13 protein-coding genes are annotated in these 18,116 nt (G+C 61.0%); 9 read left to right on the top strand and 4 right to left on the bottom strand.

Translation table 11 applies throughout. The annotated features are described in order from the left end of the window. The first annotated feature begins 17 nt into the window (after positions 1-17). Positions 18-920: an alpha/beta hydrolase gene (locus tag RYA97_RS05670; RefSeq protein WP_117140726.1), complete on the top strand. Its 903-nt coding sequence runs from the start codon at positions 18-20 to the stop codon at positions 918-920. On the opposite strand, the gene RYA97_RS05665 is transcribed toward RYA97_RS05670, so the two are convergent. Next, positions 914-2,254: an MATE family efflux transporter gene (locus RYA97_RS05665; RefSeq protein WP_117140732.1), complete on the bottom strand. Its 1,341-nt coding sequence runs from the start codon at positions 2,252-2,254 to the stop codon at positions 914-916. The two genes, RYA97_RS05670 and RYA97_RS05665, sit on opposite strands and share 7 nt — an antisense overlap. A gap of 280 nt (positions 2,255-2,534) precedes the next feature. Between RYA97_RS05665 and RYA97_RS05660 the strand changes: the two genes are divergently transcribed. Beyond that, positions 2,535-7,484, top strand: a complete 4,950-nt coding sequence (locus RYA97_RS05660; protein WP_117140728.1) for an alpha-2-macroglobulin — start codon at positions 2,535-2,537, stop codon at positions 7,482-7,484. 387 nt (positions 7,485-7,871) lie between these two features. Here the strand turns inward: RYA97_RS05660 and RYA97_RS05655 are convergent, their stop codons facing one another. Next, positions 7,872-8,165 carry a hypothetical protein gene (locus RYA97_RS05655; protein WP_002555356.1) on the bottom strand — a complete coding sequence of 98 codons (294 nt, stop codon included), beginning with the start codon at positions 8,163-8,165 and terminating at the stop codon, positions 7,872-7,874. Positions 8,166-8,260: 95 nt separating this feature from the next. Between RYA97_RS05655 and pbpC the strand changes: the two genes are divergently transcribed. Next, complete coding sequence (pbpC, locus tag RYA97_RS05650; RefSeq protein ID WP_005745370.1) at positions 8,261-10,609, top strand: peptidoglycan glycosyltransferase PbpC; 2,349 nt, start codon at positions 8,261-8,263, stop codon at positions 10,607-10,609. A 20-nt stretch (positions 10,610-10,629) separates the two neighbouring features. Here the strand turns inward: pbpC and RYA97_RS05645 are convergent, their stop codons facing one another. Together RYA97_RS05645 and RYA97_RS05640 are read right to left on the bottom strand one after the other, a co-directional pair. After that, positions 10,630-11,037, bottom strand: a complete 408-nt coding sequence (locus tag RYA97_RS05645; RefSeq protein ID WP_002555358.1) for a response regulator — start codon at positions 11,035-11,037, stop codon at positions 10,630-10,632. A gap of 96 nt (positions 11,038-11,133) precedes the next feature. Then, complete coding sequence (locus RYA97_RS05640; protein ID WP_002555359.1) at positions 11,134-11,322, bottom strand: Flp family type IVb pilin; 189 nt, start codon at positions 11,320-11,322, stop codon at positions 11,134-11,136. 322 nt (positions 11,323-11,644) lie between these two features. On the opposite strand from RYA97_RS05640, the gene cpaB reads away from it, so the two are divergent. Genes cpaB through RYA97_RS05610 form a run of 6 tightly spaced genes read left to right on the top strand, consistent with a single transcriptional unit; the run spans position 11,645 to position 18,109 of the window. Next, entirely contained in the window at positions 11,645-12,604 is a 960-nt protein-coding gene (gene cpaB / locus RYA97_RS05635; protein WP_016982371.1) for a Flp pilus assembly protein CpaB, read from the top strand. A gap of 20 nt (positions 12,605-12,624) precedes the next feature. Next, the gene (locus tag RYA97_RS05630) at positions 12,625-13,875 is read left to right on the top strand and encodes a type II and III secretion system protein family protein (protein WP_005746718.1); all 1,251 of its coding nucleotides are present in this window, start codon (positions 12,625-12,627) and stop codon (positions 13,873-13,875) included. Next, the gene (locus RYA97_RS05625; RefSeq protein WP_004666301.1) at positions 13,872-15,062 is read left to right on the top strand and encodes a CpaE family protein; all 1,191 of its coding nucleotides are present in this window, start codon (positions 13,872-13,874) and stop codon (positions 15,060-15,062) included. The genes RYA97_RS05630 and RYA97_RS05625 overlap by 4 nt, the downstream gene beginning before the upstream one ends. Then, positions 15,062-16,318: a CpaF family protein gene (locus RYA97_RS05620; protein ID WP_002555363.1), complete on the top strand. Its 1,257-nt coding sequence runs from the start codon at positions 15,062-15,064 to the stop codon at positions 16,316-16,318. The genes RYA97_RS05625 and RYA97_RS05620 overlap by 1 nt, the downstream gene beginning before the upstream one ends. Positions 16,319-16,339: 21 nt before the next feature. Beyond that, entirely contained in the window at positions 16,340-17,224 is an 885-nt protein-coding gene (locus RYA97_RS05615; protein WP_002555364.1) for a type II secretion system F family protein, read from the top strand. Beyond that, a complete protein-coding gene (locus RYA97_RS05610; protein WP_002555365.1) occupies positions 17,225-18,109 on the top strand; it encodes a type II secretion system F family protein in 885 nt (294 codons plus the stop codon). Positions 18,110-18,116: the final 7 nt, after the last annotated feature.

Here is an 18,116-nt window from a genome sequence, read left to right as displayed (position 1 = left end):
GCCAGAGCACTTCCCTTATGATACGAGTGATTTTCCTGACTCTGATGACGGGTGCCGTACTGGCGGCATTGTCCGGCTGCTCGCCCCTGAAGCTGCTCAACACGTTGAATCCGACCGGCCCTGTCGATCATGTCTACGGGCTGGCCTACGGGCAGGATCCACGCAACACGCTGGACGTTTACACCCCACAGACTAAACCGGCCAATGCGCCAGTCGTATTGTTTTTCTATGGCGGCAGTTGGAACACCGGTTCGAAAGCCAATTACGCCTTCATCGGCGAAGCATTGGCTGCGCGTGGCATGGTCGTCGTGATTGCCGACTACAGGCTCTATCCGCAAGTGCGCTATCCAAGCTTTCTGGAAGATTCGGCCAAAGCGCTGGCCTGGGCGCACAAACATGCAAAAACCTACGGTGGCGATCCTGACCGCTTGTACGTGATGGGCCACAGCGCAGGTGCCTATAACGCTGCGATGCTGGCGCTCGACCCGCGCTGGCTGGCCCGTGAAGGCTTATCGCCGTCCATTCTCAGCGGCTGGATCGGGCTGGCCGGGCCGTACGACTTTCTGCCTATCGAGGAGGCCGATGTGAAACCGGTATTCTTTTACCCCGACTCACCGCCTGACTCGCAACCCATCAACCACGTCAGTTCCAGCGCACCTCCTGCGTTGCTGATGGCATCGCGTACGGACTCGGTGGTCAACCCCGAACGCAACACCGGTGGCCTGGCGCGGGCATTGCGCGAGGCAGGTGTGCCAGTACGCGATCTGTACTTCTCGCGCACTAACCACGGCACGCTGGTCGGTGCATTTGCCAAGCTGTTAAGCGGCCTGGCACCGGTGGTCGACGAGGTCGACATGTTCGTCAATCATACCCCGCCAAGGCTCGCGGAAAAGAACCGTCCGGCCTTGAAGACTCAGTGAACGAACCAGCCGTCCCGGCGCGTCAATCGCCAGGCAATGGCGCCAAGGCTCAGGCCGCGCAGCAGGGTAAAAGCCAGAAACGTCAGCCATAGCGCGTGATTGCCGTGGCTGGAAGCCAGATAAGCCACCGGCGCGATGCCTGCTGCGCTGAACAGCATCGCGTTGCGCATTTCACGGGCACGGGTGGCACCGATGAACAGCCCGTCCAGCAGGTAACTCCAGACGGCCAGCAGTGGCATCAGCGCCAGATATGGCAGATAGGTCATGGCCGTTGCGCGAACCTCGGGAATATCGGTCTGCACGCTGACGAACCCATGCCCGCCCACCAGAAACAACAGCGCAAATGCCACGCTGGCAATCAGTGACCAGCCTCCCGCGACCACCAGCGAGCGCCGCAGCTTATCCCGGTCACGCGCACCAATGGCATGGCCGCACAGCGCCTCGACCGCATGCGCCAGCCCGTCCAGTGCATGAGCAGTCAACAGCAGGCCGTTAAGCAGCAACGCGTTGGCGGCAACCGTTGCGTCACCCAGACGAGCGCCCTGCACGGTGATCAGGAACATCACCGATTGCAGCGCCAGTGTGCGCAGAAAGATGTCTCGATTGACCGCCAGCAAGGGTCTCCAGTTGCTCCATAGCTTCAGGGCTGACCAGACGATCTGCCCCGGCCAGGCGCGCAAGGTCTTGCGGGCCAGCAGCAGACCGAGCACTACGCCGGTCCACTCTGCCAGCACCGAGGCACGCGCCGAACCGACCACTCCCCAGTCCAGACCGATGACGAACCACAGGTTGAGCGCGATATTGACCAGATTGGTGATGAGCAGAATGGCCAGTGGCGCTCTGGCGTTTTGCGCGCCGAGAAACCAGCCGACCAGCGCATAACTGGCCAGCGCCGCAGGCAGGCCGAACAGCCGGGTGTGAAAGAAATCCAGGGTCATTTGCTGCAGATCGGCAGACGGCTGCATCATCGCCAGCGCCAGATGGCTGAACGGCAAGGCGATCACACCCAGCAACAACGCCAGCCCGATGGCCAGCAACAGCCCCTGCAACAGGATCCGGCGCAGCGCAGCACTGTCATTGCGCCCCGCCGCCTGCGCAGCAAAACCGGTGGTGCCCATGCGTAGAAAACCCATGGCCCAGGCAAGGAAGGTATAAAGCGTCGACCCGACCGCGACGGAACCCAACTGATGCGCGTGCGGCAGATGACCGATCACTGCGCTGTCGACCAGCGCTACCAGCGGAACGGAAATATTCGACAGAATCATCGGCGCAGCCAGCGCCCAGACACGACGATGGGTTGAGCGATGACGCCAATCGTTGAGCAACGTGGACATGAGAACTCCCGGCAAGGCGAGCATTGTAGCCAGAGCGCCAAGGCTTTGCTGTGCAGATGATGGTGGCCAGGTCGTGAATGTGCGGTGCGGCGAAGATTTGTGACGCGGAGCGTCACCCAAGGCATTCCCACGCTGGAGCGTGAGGAACGATAGCCAGGCTCTACGTCCTGCGCTGGCATGTGAGGAATGCCAGGGACTACCTGTTCAATCTGACAGTAATACTTGTCATCACGACTGTTATATAGTCGCACCCTCTCTACCGTTGCCGATGAGTGCCACCATGTTCAACAAAGGATTGTTTCTGGCTTGCGCGCTTGCGTTGCTGAGCGCCTGTGATTCCTCCTCCCCGGATAAACCGGCACCAGCCGCGGCAGCGACGACCCAGGCAGCGGTTACCGATACAAAGCCCAAACCCGCAATCGACCTCGCCGCGCTGAGCAAGCGCTACGCAGGGCGCGAACTGACCGTCATCGACGTGTCGGAAATCCAGATCGACGGCGCAAGCGCCCTGTCGGTGAGCTTTTCCGTGCCGCTCGACCCGGAGCAGAAGTTCGGCGAAAAACTTCATCTGGTGGACAGCAAGAACGGCAAGGTCGACGGTGCCTGGGAGCTGTCGGACAACCTCATGGAACTGCGCCTGCGCCACCTTGAGCCGCAGCGCAAACTGGTGCTGACTGTCGATGCAGGTCTGCAGGCCGTCAACAAGGCCACGCTCGCGGCCGAATACATCAGCCGTCTGGAAACCCGTGACCTGCAAGCCACCGTCGGCTTCGCCAGCCGTGGCAGCCTGTTGCCGACGCGGCTGGCCGAGGGCTTGCCGGTCATCGCCCTGAACGTCGACAAGGTGGATGTCGAATTCTTCCGCGTCAAACCCGACTCGATGCCCAACTTCCTCGCCCAGTGGGACGGCGCGTCGAGCCTGTCCAGCTATAGCTCCGAAGAGCTGTTGCCTATGGCCGAACTGGTCTACAGCGGTCGTTTCGACCTCAAGCCTGCGCGCAATACCCGTGAAACCCTGCTGCTGCCGATTGCCGGTATCAAACCTCTGCAACAGCCGGGTGTTTATCTGGCAGTCATGCGCGCGTCGGGGACCTACAGCTACTCGCAGCCGGCTACCCTGTTCACCCTCAGTGATATCGGTCTGTCGGTACACCGTTACAGCAACCGTCTGGACGTCTTCACTCAGGCGCTCGAGGGCGGCAAGGCCCTGAGCGATGTGAGCGTCGATGTGTACGACGACAGCGGCAAGGTTGTCGCCCAGGGCAAGACCGACAGCGACGGCCACACTCAACTGCCGCTGCCAGCCAAGGCGGCGGTGGTGCTGGCGCACAAGGACGAACAGACCAGCATGCTGCGTTTGAACAGTTCGGCGCTGGACCTGGCCGAGTTCGACATCTCCGGCCCGCAGGCTCACCCGCTGCAATTCTTCATTTTCGGCCCGCGTGACCTGTATCGCCCCGGTGAAACCGTGCTGCTCAACGGCCTGCTGCGTGACAGCGACGGCAAGAACGTCAAGCCACAACCCATCACCGTCGAAGTGCGCCGCCCTGATGATCAGGTCAGCCGCAAGTTCGTCTGGGAAGCCGACAGCAGTGGGTTCTACCAGTATCAATTGCAACTCGCCGATGAAGCGCCGACCGGTCGTTGGCAATTGGTGTTCGATCTGGGCGACGGCAAACCGCAACTTTACGAATTCAAGGTTGAAGACTTCCTGCCCGAGCGCCTGGCTCTGGAACTCAAGGGCAGCGACACGCCGGTTGCGCCTGCTGACAACCCCGAGTTCGATATCACTGGCCGCTACCTGTACGGCGCGCCCGCCTCGGGCAATACCCTGACCGGTCAGGTCTACGTGCGTCCGTTGCGCGAAGCCGTGCCGAAACTGCCGGGCTATCAGTTCGGTTCGATCACCGAAGAAGACCTCAAGCATGACCTGGAGCTTGAGCCCATTACGCTCGACGCCGAAGGTCACTCGACGCTTGCCGTGCAGAGCGAATGGACGCAAGCCAAATCGCCACTGCAACTGATTCTGCAAGCCAGCCTGCAAGAGTCCGGCGGGCGTCCGATCACCCGTCGTCTGGTGCAGCCGATCTGGCCTGCCGAGCACTTGCCCGGCGTGCGTGCGTTGTTCGGCAGCAGTACAGGCAGCGATGACTACGACGACGAAGCCGACAAGGGCGAGGCGCAGACCAACGGCGACGGCCCGGCCGAATTTGAAATCGTGATGGCCGATGCCGCTGGCAACAAACTGGCCGCTGATAATGTAAAAGTCCGGTTGATTCGTGAGCGCCGCGACTACTACTGGAATTATTCGGCCAACGATGGCTGGAGCTACCACTTCAACGAGAAATTCCTCAACCTGAACGAGGAAACCCTCAACATCATCAAGGACTCGACGGCCAAAATCAGCTTCCCGGTCGAGTGGGGTCCGTACCGTGTCGAAGTGGAAGACCCGTCCACCGGCATGGTCAGCAGCCTGCGCTTCTGGGCGGGCTATCGTTGGCAGGACAACACCGATGGCGGCGCGGTCAGGCCTGATCAGGTCAAGCTGGCGCTGGACAAACCGGCCTACAACGACGGCGACACCGCCACGGTGACCGTCACGCCACCCGCAGCGGGCAAGGGCTATCTGCTGGTCGAGTCCAGCGAAGGCCCATTGTGGTGGAAAGAAATCGACGTGCCGGCCGAGGGCAAATCGTATGAAATCCCGCTGGACAAAAAGTGGGCTCGCCACGATCTGTACGTCACTGCTCTGGTCGTACGCCCCGGCGAACGCAAGGCCAACGTCACGCCGAAGCGCGCCGTGGGTGTACTGCACCTGCCGCTGGACCGCACGCAACGCAAACTGGCGCTGACGGTCACCGCACCAGAGAAAATGCGCCCCAAACAGCCGCTTAAACTCAAGATTGTCGCCAAAAATGCTGATGGTAGCGTGCCAAGGCAGGTGCAAGTGCTGGTGTCGGCAGTGGACGTCGGCATTCTCAACATCACCCGCTACGCCACGCCTGACCCGTTTGCCAGCCTGTTTGGCCGCAAGCAGTATGGCGCGGACCAACTGGATATCTATGGCCAGTTGATCGAAGCCGGTCAGGGACGCCTGGCCAGCATGGCGTTCGGTGGCGATGCGCTGGCCAAAGGCGGCAAGCGTCCGGACACCAGCGTGACCATCGTGGCACTGCAAAGCGCACCGGTTACCCTGAACGACGCGGGTGAAGGCGAAGCGAGTGTCGACATTCCAGACTTCAACGGCGAACTGCGGGTCATGGCTCAGGCCTGGACCGACGACCGCTATGGCATGGCCGAGGCAAAAACCGTCGTCGCTGCGCCGATCATCGCCGAGCTGTCGACGCCGCGCTTCCTCGCAGGTGGCGACCAGACCAGCGTCGCGCTTGACGTCTCCAACCTGTCGGGCAAAGCGCAAAAGCTGGACGTGAAGATCAGCGCTGAAGGCCAGTTGAGCATTCCTGGCGGCGATCAGATCAAGCCCTTGCAACTCAAAGAGGGTCAGCGCGTCACCCTTAAAGTGCCGGTACTGGCGCAGGGTGGACTGGGTCAGGGCAAAATCAAAGTGCTGGTCGAAGGTCTGGACCTGCCCGGTGAAACCCTGCCCGCCTTCACTCGCGAGTGGAACATCGGTGTACGCCCAGCCTACCCGGCGATGCTCAGGCATTATCGCGCCACTCTCAACGAGCAAAGCTGGAGCCTGCCGGACGGTGCACTTGAAGCCTTCGAGCCTGCCGGTCGCGAAGCCATGCTGTCGCTGTCGAGCCGTCCGCCGCTGAACATCGGTGAACAGATTCGGGCACTGAAAGCCTACCCTTACGGTTGTCTGGAGCAGACCGCCAGCGGCCTGTATCCATCGCTGTATGCCGACGCGGCGACCCTCAAGCGTCTGGGCCTGACCGGCGAACCGGATGCCGAACGCAAGCGCAAGGTCGAAATCGGCATCGAGCGCCTGCTGGGCATGCAACGTTACAACGGCAGCTTTGGCCTTTGGGGTTCGGACAGCGACGAGGAATACTGGCTGACGGCCTATGTCACCGACTTCCTGCTGCGCGCCCGCGATCAGGGCTTTGCCGTACCACCGGACGCGCTGAAGAAAGCCAGTGAACGTCTGCTGCGTTATTTGCAGGATGCCGGGCAGATTCAGGTCAATTACAGCCAGAACGCCGAACATACGCGCTTTGCCGTGCAAGCCTACGCGGGGCTGGTGCTGTCACGCAGCCAACAGGCTCCGCTGGCGGCCTTGCGCAGTCTGTTCGACCGACGCAGTGACGCCCGCTCCGGGCTGCCGCTGGTACAACTGGCGGTCGCATTGGAGAAGATGGGCGACAAACCGCGTGCCGATCTGGCCCTGAGCGCCGGCCTGGCAGTCAGCCGCAAAAATGAATGGCTGGCCGACTACGGCAGCTCGCTGCGTGATCAGGCACTGATTCTGGCCTTGCTGGAAGAAAATGATCTCGCCAGGGAAAGGCGTGACGAGCGCCTGTTTGCCCTGGCCGATGAAGTGGCCGCCAATCGCTACCTGTCCACTCAGGAAAGCAACTCGCTGTTCCTTGCCGGTCGTAACCTGCTGGGTAAAGCGGAGAAGGACTGGACCGCCAGCCTCACCAGCGGCACTCAAACCCGCGAGTTGAGCAACAAACAGCCGGGCCTCAAGCTGGACGGTGCGCTGCTGGCCTCGCCGCTTTCAGTACACAATCAAGGCAGCGAACCGCTCTATCAGCAACTGACCGTTTCCGGTTATCCAACCCAGACGCCTGCAGCCGGTGGCGAAAACCTGAGCATTCGTCGCGAATACCTGAGCCTGAGCGGCGCGCCACTGAACGTCGGAGCCCTGAAAACCGGGCAACTGGTGCTGGTGCATCTGGAGATTGGTGCCAAACAGCGCGTACCTGATGCGTTGGTGGTGGACTTGCTGCCTGCGGGCCTGGAGCTGGAAAACCAGAACCTGGCGCAAAGCTCGGCAAGCCTGGAAGACGCCAGTGAAGAAGTGAAGACGATCCGCGAATCGATGGAAAACGCCGGGATCAAGCATCAGGAATACCGCGGTGATCGTTACGTGGCGGCGCTGGATATCGACGGCAGCAGCACCGTGCACCTGCTCTACCTGGCCCGCGCAGTCACGCCGGGAACATACCGCGTGCCGCCGCCGCAGGTCGAATCGATGTACCGCCCGAACTGGCAGGCGCTGGGTGATGCACCCGCGCAGATGGTGGTAAAGGGCAAATGATCGCTGACTGATTGGTTGGTTGGTTGGTTGGAATGCGTACCTGTGGGAGCGACCGGGGCGGCGATCCGCATTGTTCGCGAAAGGGCCGGTACATCCGCTGAAGATGTATCTTCAGGAATAAAGCCTTCGCGAACAAGTTCGCTCCCACAAAGAGTGCGCGTTATCTCAAAAGATTCCGGTCGCTCCCAAATATGGATGCGCAGTGGTGGTGAAGGGCAAATGCTTGACTGGAATGCGTACCCGTGGGAGCGACCGGGGCGGCGATCCACATTGTTCGCGAAAGGGCCGGTACATCCGCTGAAGATGTATCTTCAGGAATAAAGCCTTCGCGAACAAGTTCGCTCCCACAAGGGCACGCGCTTAAGGCGTGGAGGCGGAGTTAGCGCATCAATGAATGATCCAGCTCAGCAACCACAGGCCCAGCGCCAGCCAGATGATCCCGAGGATGATCGAGGCGCGCATGAATGCCCGGACAGCCGAGTAAAGCAGCATCAGGCCGATGATCAGTGCGACGATGCTGATCAGTGAAGTGTCCATGCCCAGCGTGCGGGACAGGCCATCGACAAAATTTCCTCCAGCATGGGTAAACCCGTTGAACAACCACGCCAGACCGTCGACGAAGAAGCGAATCACCGCGCCGATGGCCTGCCCGAGCCATTCAAAAAAGCCTTCTACCTGCATATGTACGTCCTGATTGGGGTCGTGAAGAAAATGATCTGTCCGCTTTGGCCGTCGCAAGGCGTGTCAGGTTCCGTGGATCATAAAGGCTCTTTGCGTTGAAACCTGAATTTCTTCTGCGCCTGCGGCAAAAACTCAAGTGGCTGGCAGGCGCGATCATGCTGCTGATCGCCCTGCTTTGGCTGGCGGATCGCCTGTGGCCGTTGCCACTGCCCAAAGACGATCTGGCCCGCGTCGTACTGGCCGAGGACGGCACACCGCTGTGGCGCTTTGCCGATGCCAATGGCGTGTGGCGCTATCCGGTCAGCAACGAGCAGGTTTCGCCTTATTACCTTGAAGCCCTGCTGACCTACGAAGACCGCTGGTTCTACAGCCATCCTGGCGTAAACCCGCTGGCGCTGGTGCGCGCCACCTGGCAAAACCTCAGTGGCGCGCGCGTGGTCTCCGGTGGCAGTACGCTGTCAATGCAGGTGGCGCGGCTACTCGACCCGCACTCGCGAACCTTATCCGGCAAGTTTCGCCAGTTGTGGCGCACCTTGCAGCTTGAGTGGCACCTGTCCAAGGATGAAATCCTCAGCCTGTACCTCAATCGCGCGCCATTTGGCGGCACGTTGCAAGGGGTGGCGGCCGCCAGTTGGGCATATCTGGGCAAATCCCCACACAATCTGACTCGCGCTGAGGCTGCATTGCTGGCGGTGCTGCCACAGGCGCCCAGCCGTCTGCGTCCGGACCGTCATCCACAACGGGCGCAAGGTGCCCGCGACAAGGTCCTGAGGCGTCTCGCCGAGTTTCAGGTATGGCCGCAAGCCAGCGTGGACGAGGCTCTGGAAGAGCCGTTATGGCTGGCACCGCGACAGGAACCCAGCCTTGCGCCGCTGCTGGCCCGACGCCTTAATCGCCCCAACAGCCCGCCGCTGATCCGCACCACGCTGGATGCCTCACTGCAACGGCGCATGGAAGACCTGCTGATGGGCTGGCGCGCGCGCCTTCCGGAACGGACCTCGGCAGCGATTCTGGTGGTCGAGGCAGAAAACATGGCCGTGCGCGCTTATGTGGGTTCAGTGGACATCAACGACGCCAAACGTTTCGGGCATGTGGACATGGTGACGGCGCTGCGTTCGCCCGGCTCCACCCTCAAGCCATTCCTGTACGGCATGGCATTGGATGCCGGACTGATTCACTCCGAATCACTGATGCAGGACGTCCCGCGTCGCTACGGTGACTACCGGCCGGGCAACTTCTCAACCGGTTTCGGCGGGCCGGTGGCGGCCAGTTCGGCGCTGTCGATGTCACTCAACCTGCCTGCCGTGCAGTTACTGGAGGTTTATGGGCCGAAACGCTTCGCCGCCGAATTGCGCAATGGCGGCGTACCGCTGACCCTGCCGCCGCTGGCCGAGCCGAATCTGGCGCTGATTCTGGGAGGTGCGGGCAGTCGGCTGGAGGATTTGGTGACGGGATACAGCGCCTTCGCTCGTGGCGGGCGAAGCGCCGATGTTCGCTTGCAACCGCAGGACCGATTGCGCGAACGGCAGATGATGTCGCCAGGGGCCGCGTGGATCATCCGGCGCATTCTCAGCGGCCAGTCGCGTCCGGACATAGACCCGCGCGCCGAGCTGGTGCAGCGCCCGCAACTGGCCTGGAAGACCGGCACCAGCTATGGCTTCCGCGATGCCTGGGCGATTGGCGTGGGGCCGCGCTTTCTGGTCGGTGTATGGATCGGTCGCCCGGACGGCACACCGGTGCCGGGGCAGTTCGGGCTGGCGTCGGCAGCGCCACTGATGCTTCAGGTTCATGATGTGCTGGTCAATCGCGACAGCCAGCGCGGGATCGCTGCGCCGGTGCAACCGGTGCCGCTGAATGTCGGCGTGGCAGCGATCTGCTGGCCGCTGGGGCAACCGATGAGCAAAAGCGACCCGAACTGCCGTCGACAGCGCTTCGCCTGGACACTGGACGGCACCACGCCGCCAACCTTGCAGGCGGCCGATCAACCGCTCGGTCTGGGCTTGCAGGAACGTGTCTGGATCAACGCCAAGGGGTTACGCGTGGCTGCCGGTTGCCCGGACGCTCAAGCGCAGGACATCGCGCTTTGGCCTGCCCCTCTGGAACCCTGGCTGCCCAGGGCCGAACGACGCGAAGCCCGCCTGCCACCCGCCGACCCGGACTGTCCACCACAGAACCTCAACCAGGCACCGCCGCTTAGCATCGTCGGCGTGCGCGAAGGCGACAACCTGCGCCTGCCAGCGAGCAGCCGTCAGGCGCTGCGCCTCAGACTCTCGGCCCTGGGCGGCAGCGGACATCGCTGGTGGTTCATTGACGGCGTGCCACTGGCGGACACCGACACCCGGCAAGACTTCACCCCGACCCTTAGCAAACCGGGCCGTTATCAATTAAGCGTGCTGGACGAAAGCGGCCAGACCGCGAGGGTTGAATTCAGCGTGGTGGAGTGAAGGTTACGAAAACGCTGTGGTCACTGAACCTGAAAGATTTTCGGCTCGGGGAACAGGTTGTTGAGCGTTTCCAGCAGACGAACGTGGTAGATGGGTTTGCGGAACAAGTCCAGTACATGCAGGCGCAACAGGTCGCTGACGTCGTCCATGTCGGCGTGCCCTGAGGTCACGATGACAGGCAGGTGTTGACGCGACGTGTGCTCGCGCAGGTGGCGGATCAACTGGATACCACTTTCCTCCGGCATCCGCAGATCGGTAATCACCAGCGCGATGTCCGGATGGGCTGTCAGCTGGTGCAGGGCCATTTTCACGGACGACGCCGTGAAACAGCAGAACCCCTCGCCTTCGAGCAGTTCTGCAAGCTCCTCGTTCGCGTCCTCTTCGTCATCAACCAACAGCAGCTGTTGGCGGGTAGGATGGACAGCCATTTTGACACCTTCAAACGTGAATAAATGCGATCAGGATATCCAGATTACTCCTGTTGAAAAAGGCTATCTACTGACATATTTCCATCTGTGCTCAACTCACAACGCATTCTGAATAGTTGTAAACATTGCAGTGATCCTGCCGCTTATCGTGGGAACAAAAGCAACGATAGCCACTGCAACCATCGCTGCGATCAAGGCGTACTCTATACCCGAAGCGGCTTCACGGTCTTTGATAAAGGATTTAACCCGGATATAGGTACCTACGTATAGCCGTGTAAGGGACATCTCATTTCTCCTTGTGCCTTCTAGGCGCGAACATGCGTGTCACATGCGAAACTGTCTGCCTGCACAGCATTGTCTCCAATCCGTAAACCCACAATCTCAACAAAGCATTAACCGGAAAGTTATAAGACTGGCCATCTCCTGCGTCTGGCGTGGTCAAACGCTATGTTGTTCACGCAACAGCATTTTTATACCAAAGCACAATGGCATTCTGAGTGCCATGAGCTAACGTCACATAACGGACGGGAACGTCGTCCGCCGCGCCACATTGCGAAGTTGTCGCACCGGTTTGAAGTTGTCCTGCAATGACAAAGGGAACGTTGCCATGAGCAGTCGCATTACCACGGTGCTTGCTGTCCTGTTTTTGCTGGGAGCGTTGATTGCCGGTTATCTGGGAATCGCCGTCAGCAAACCGGCCGAGGCACCTGCAGTTGTCACGCCGCCCACGGTGCCTGACGCCACCGAAATATCGACCCAAACGCCCCCGACTCCGCCGGTCGAGGATGCGCTGCGCCACAACGTAGTGGTTTTGGCCCGGGACGTACCGGCCTATACCCCCATCACGGCTGAAGACCTGACCGTAGAGCGCCTCAAGGTCGCGCCGCCTGGAAGTTTCGAGCACATCGACAAACTGGTGGGCCGCAGCACTTGGCGAACACTGACGGCCGGAACCTGGCTTAGCGAGAACAGTTTTGAAGCAGGCGGCACACTGGCGCGGATGATTCGCCCTCATGAACGAGCGCTGGCGTTGCAGGTTGACGAGGTGATTGGCGCATCCGGGCAGCTCAGCCCAGGCGACTATGTGGATGTGCTGCTTTACCTGCCCGAGGACACCAGCAACCCGAACCGCTCCAGCCAGGTGGTCGTACCCGCCCTGCGAGTTCTTGGAGTTGGCGGGCTGCTCGGCCCGGATCGCAACGGCAAGCCGGTGCAGGACATCAACGCTGACGAACGCCTTAAACAGGAACAGCTGCGGATCAACGCGCGAACCGTCACCGTCGCGGTACCGGAAGCCTTGCTGGCACGGCTGATGCTGGCGTCGCAAACCGGTGTCCTGCGTCTGGCCGTGCGCAGCGCCGACGAGGGCAACCTTCAGAATTACTGGGCGAGCGAAGCCGGTAGCCGTGATGCCGCCGAACGACTGGACTCTGCCAACCGCCAACTGGTCAGCTTCAGACAATTGAGCCTGGGCCCGGCCAACTCGCCGACACAGGGCGCAGCCACTCGCACGCCTCGCGCAGTCGAGGTCATACGCGGTAACCAGATCACGCAACAAACTCCCTGATTGAGCAAGGATTGCATTTGATGAGCTGTTGTTCCGTGCCAGTAACAAAACCCCGGCTGCTGGCGTTAGCCTTGGCGGCGCTGTCTGCACAATCAGCCTGGGCCGCTTCCGGCAGTTGTGCAGGACTTGCTGCAATGCCAGCGGCGGTGGAAATCGATCAGGGCATTCAGCAGGAAGTGCGCTCACCTGTGGCCATCACCCGCATTGCCGTCGGCGACCCGAAAATTGCCGATGTGCATGTCAACGGTACGGATGGTTTTCTGTTGACGGGCGTTGCGCAGGGCACGACCAGCCTGATGGTCTGGACCGCCTGCGCCACCGCCCCGCGCCAGAGCATGGTATTCGTACGCGGCCGGGCCACGGCATCGATGATAGAGAGCGTTACTGCGCCATCTGCTGATGCCGAGTTACCCAGCCAGGTGCAGACCGACATCCGCTTTATCGAAGTCAGCCGCACCAAACTCAAGGAGGCCAGTACCTCGATATTCGGCAAGGGCTCGAACAACTTTCTGTTCGGCGCGCCTGGCACGGTTCCCGGCGTAAACGTCACCCCCGGTACGGTGAGTGGCACAAGGCCGAGCATTCCGCTAAACAACAGCAATTTCAATATTGTCTGGGGCGGCGGCAGCAGCAAAGTGCTGGGCATGCTCAACGCCATGGAAAACAGCGGCTACGCCTACACCCTGGCCCGCCCCAGCCTTGTTGCGCTCAATGGGCAAAGTGCAAGCTTTCTGGCAGGGGGCGAGTTCCCGGTGCCTGTGCCCAATGGCGAGGGCAATGGTATTTCCATCGAGTACAAGGAGTTTGGCGTACGCCTGACCCTGACGCCGACAGTAGTGGGCCGTGACCGAATCCTGCTAAAAGTTGCCCCCGAAGTCAGCGAACTGGATTTCTCTGCCGGTATCACCATCGCCGGCACAAACGTGCCGGCGCTTAACATACGGCGTACCGACACCAGTATCGCGCTTGCCGACGGAGAAAGCTTTGTGGTCAGTGGGCTGATCAGCTCCAGTAACGTCGGCTCCGTAGGCAAGTTTCCCGGTCTGGGTGACATCCCCATTCTCGGCGCGTTTTTCCGCAATTCGCAAATCCAGCGCGATGAACGCGAACTGCTGATGATCGTCACCCCGCACCTGGTTCAACCGCTGGCCGCCAACGCGCAATTGCCCTCGCTGCCGGGTGAGGGGCTGCGCACCTACGATCCAAGCTTTCCGCGCCTGTATTTTCTGGAAAACGGCGACTTTGACCGTCGCGACGGGTTATCCAAATGAGCCAGAGCCTGAGCCAGACCTTCCTGGCAATCACCCGTAACAACACTGATCTGGAATGGCTACAGAGTGCCCTTGGCTCACTGGGCCAGGTGGTCAGCGCAGGCACCGGCAGCCTCGACGATCTGCTCGCGCTGGTGGACGTGACCTTTGCCAGTGTGGTGTTCGTCGGGCTGGACCGTGAGCATCTGATGACCCAGAGCGCCCTGATCGAGAGCGCGCTGGAAGCCAAGCCGATGCTGGCCATCGTCGCGCTTGGCGATGGTATGGATAACCAGCTGGTGCTCAACGCGATGCGTGCCGGGGCGCGGGATTTCGTCGCTTACGGCTCTCGTTCGAGTGAGGTCGCCGGCCTGGTCAGACGCTTGAGCAAGCGCTTGCCTGCCGTGACGCCCAACCCGAACATGAGCGGCCTGTCAGTGCTGTATGGCGCGCAAGGCGATGACGACGGAGCCTTGATCGCGACGCACCTGGCGATGGTGGTGCACAAGACCGGGCAACGCACGCTGCTGCTGGACCTCGGCCTGCCGCGCGGCGACAGCCTGCTGATGCTCGGCCTTGAATCCACATTCAGCTTTGGCGATGCCCTGCGCCACTTGCGCAGGCTCGATGCAACGCTGATCGACAGTGCGTTCACCACCAGTGAAAGCGGTCTGCGCATTCTGGCGTACAGCGAAGCCGACGATCATCTGGAGCAGTCCAGCGCAGCGGAGCTTTATATGCTGCTCAGCGCCCTGCGCCAGCATTTTCAACATGTGGTCGTGAACCTCGTGGGCCAGCCGGACAGCGAGGCACTGCGCTCGCTGGTCAGCCATTGCGATCAGTTGCTGTGGTACGCCGACCAGAGCGTACTGGGCTGTCGACGCAACCTGACGGTGCTTAATAACTGGCGTGAGAAAGGCATGAGAATGCAACACGCCAGCCTGCTGATTGATCGCTATCAGCGCTCGGTCGCACCCAATTCGGAAACCGTGGCCAAGACCTTCGGCCTGCCGGTGCAGGCCGTATTGCCGCTGGCACCAGAGCTGCGCCTCAACGCCAAAAACCAGGGAGTGACGCTGTTCGAGCTGGCCTCACGCGACGCGTTGTGTTCCGGGCTGCGTCGGCTTGGCGAGCATCTGGCACGCAATACCGAGGCTCACGACAAACCCGATCAGGGCTGGCTCGCTCGACTGTGGGGGAACAGGTAATGGCGGAAAAACTGTTTGGCGTCTCGTCGCGTGGCAGCGGGCAAGCCGATGACGGCCAGGGCCTGAAACTGGTGTTGCACCGTTACATCATCGACGGCATCGAAGAAAGCGGCAAAAACCTGCTCGAAGGCTCACGACCGGCACTGGCGCAATTTGTCATCGACAAGGTGGCCGAATACGTTGCGCGACTACGGCTGGCTATTTCGCGCTATGAAATGGAGCGACTGGCCGAAGAGCTGGTCGATGAGCTGACCGGTTTCGGCCCGCTTGAAGTGTTGCTGCGCGACACGTCGGTCACGGAAATTCTGGTCAACGGGCCGGGCAAGGTATTTGTCGAACGTGATGGCGTGCTGCACCACACCGACCTGCGCTTTATCGACTCGCACCACGTCGAGCGCGTGATGCAGCGCATCCTCGCGCCACTCGGGCGGCGCCTGGATGAATCTTCGCCTATGGTCGATGCGCGTCTGCCCGACGGCAGCCGGGTCAATGCCATCATCCCGCCGATTGCGCTGGATGGCCCTTGCCTGTCGATCCGGAAATTTCGCAAGGACATGCTCAAGAGCGCAGATCTGGTGGCCATGCAAACCATCGATCAGTCCATTTTCGAGTTTTTTCAGGAAGCGGTCGGCAAACGCTGCAACATCCTCGTCAGCGGCGGTACCGGCACAGGCAAGACCACCATGCTCAACGTGCTGAGCCAGTTGATCGACAGCAACCAGCGCCTGGTCACTATCGAGGACGTTGCCGAGCTGCAGCTCAGCCACCCGCACGTGGTGCGTCTGGAAACCCGCCCGCCCAATGCCGAGGGGCATGGCGAGGTGCGCGCCAGCGACCTGATTCGCAACTCGCTGCGGATGCGCCCGGACCGCATCATCCTCGGCGAGATCCGTGGTGTCGAAGTGCTCGATGTATTGACGGCGATGAACACCGGCCACGACGGTTCCATGAGTACCGTTCACGCCAACAATGCTCAGGATGCTCTGCTGCGCCTGGAAACGCTGGTTGGCCTGACCGGGCGACTGATACCGGAAAAAACCCTGCGCCAGATGGTCTGCGCGGCGCTGGATGTGATTATCCAGCTGGCGCGCCTGCCGGATGGCCGACGCTGTGTCAGCGAAGTGGTGGAGGTAGTCGGCATACGCGATGACATCTATGTCACCAATACATTGTTCCGGCTTGATCGCCGCACCGGGGTCGGCTTCATGCGCGAAGCTGCACACGCCGCAGGCGACAAGCTGCGGCCAGGCTACTGACGTGCTCAGGGAGGCGGCGCAATGAATGCATCACTGGTACTCGGCCTGATCTCCTTGCTGCTGCTGACTGCGTCCATTCGCATGTTCTACCTCGCGCTCAATCAGGGCGCCAGCGAACGGGTCAGGCAGCGTCTGACCGCCGGACAGGTTCAGCCTGTGGTTGAAAAGGCTGGATGGACCTACCTGGATCGGGCCTTTTTGCGTGCAGGGTTGGGTCGACCGACCGAGCGCATGGGCTTGGCTTTGTCGCTCTATGCCTTGTTGATTCTGATCGGCTACGGACTGGGCGGCGGCATCGGCGCGGTCAGCGCGCTGCTGGCGGTGCCGCTGACCCTGCGCCTGTTTGTGTCGTGGCGCTATGAGGTGCGTGTGCGCCGCATGATCCAGCAATTGCCGCAACTGCTCGACCATACCGTACGCAGCCTCAAATCAGGCAGAACCCTCGCCGACGCGGTGCTGCACGGCATCGAAGCAACGGATCAGCCACTCAAGGATGGCATGAGCCGTATCGAGCGGAACGTGCAACTGGGCGTCAGCCTGCCGGATGCCGCGAGGGATTTCGCCGAGCTGTATGAACGCGACGAGTTTCATCTGTTTGCCCTTGGCTTGCGGGTCAATCATCGATATGGCGGCAATGCCAGCGAGCTGATGGAAAACCTGATCAAGCTGATTCGTGACCGGGAACAGGCCGGTCGCCAATTGCGCGCAATGACCGGTGAAACCCGCATGACAGCGCTAGTGCTGGCGCTGCTGCCGGTCGGCATGGCCGGCTACTTTCTGACCGTGAACCCCAGCTATCTGTTGCATATGTGGAACGATGACAGCGGGAAGATCATGTTGAGCATGGCCTTCGTTCTGCAGGCAACAGGGTGCGTGGTGCTGTGGCGCATGTTGAGGAGCATTTAGATGGAATTGTTACTCGCTGCCGTGATGCTCGCCGCTGCCGCATTTCTGCTGCTGTCCGGCATGGCTCGGCAACGCCGTAACGAACGCTTGGTGGCAAGACGATTGAGAGGCCAGGTGATTCGCGAAAGCCGCATCGGCAGCCTGTTGCGGTTGCTCGGCGATACCCGCATTGGCCAGCGCAGCATCAGCCTGGACTCGGAAACCCAGATGTTGCTCAATCGAATCGGCTGGCGGCGCGCCAGCAAACGCTCATTGTTTGCCGCATGCCAGGTCGGCGTTCCGGTCGGCCTGATGGTCGTGGTCATTGTAGCCCAACTGCTGCTTTTCAAAGGCGTCGAGCAGCCGCTCATAGCGCCGGTATTTGCCTTGGGAATCGGTTATCTGCTGCCCAAACGAATTCTCGCGGCCGTCGCTCAGCGCCGCCAGAAACAGGTGGTGGTGGAAATTTCTACGTTTATCCCGTTGCTGCGCATCCTGTTCGAGTCCGGCATGGCCGTCGAGCAGGCGCTACGCGTGCTGAGTCTTGAAGGTAAAGACTTGCTGCCGGTGCTGTCCGAGGAAATTCGCGTGGTACTGGTGCGGGTCGACTCTGGCCTGGAACTGGGCGAAGAACTGCGAAAAACCGCGGCCTTGCTGGCCGTCGACGAATTGAGTGACACATGTGTGATCCTCAATCAGTTGATTCATCAGGGCGGCGGCGCATTGAAGTCTCTGCTCACGCTCAAGCAACTGATTGACGACCGACGCCTGACCCGCCTGCAGGAATATATTTCCAAACTGTCGGCAAAGATGTCGGTGGTCATGATGGTGTTTCTGTTTCCAGCCCTGCTGATCGTGTTGGCGGGCCCTGGATTTATCGCCATAAGTCGCGCACTGGGCAGTTGAATCCAGT

The organism is Pseudomonas syringae group sp. 26L6 (assembly GCF_032587815.1).
Classification (GTDB): domain Bacteria; phylum Pseudomonadota; class Gammaproteobacteria; order Pseudomonadales; family Pseudomonadaceae; genus Aquipseudomonas; species Aquipseudomonas amygdali.
The sequence above is the reverse complement of the archived record's forward strand: the minus strand, read 5'-3'. Positions and strand labels throughout refer to the sequence as shown.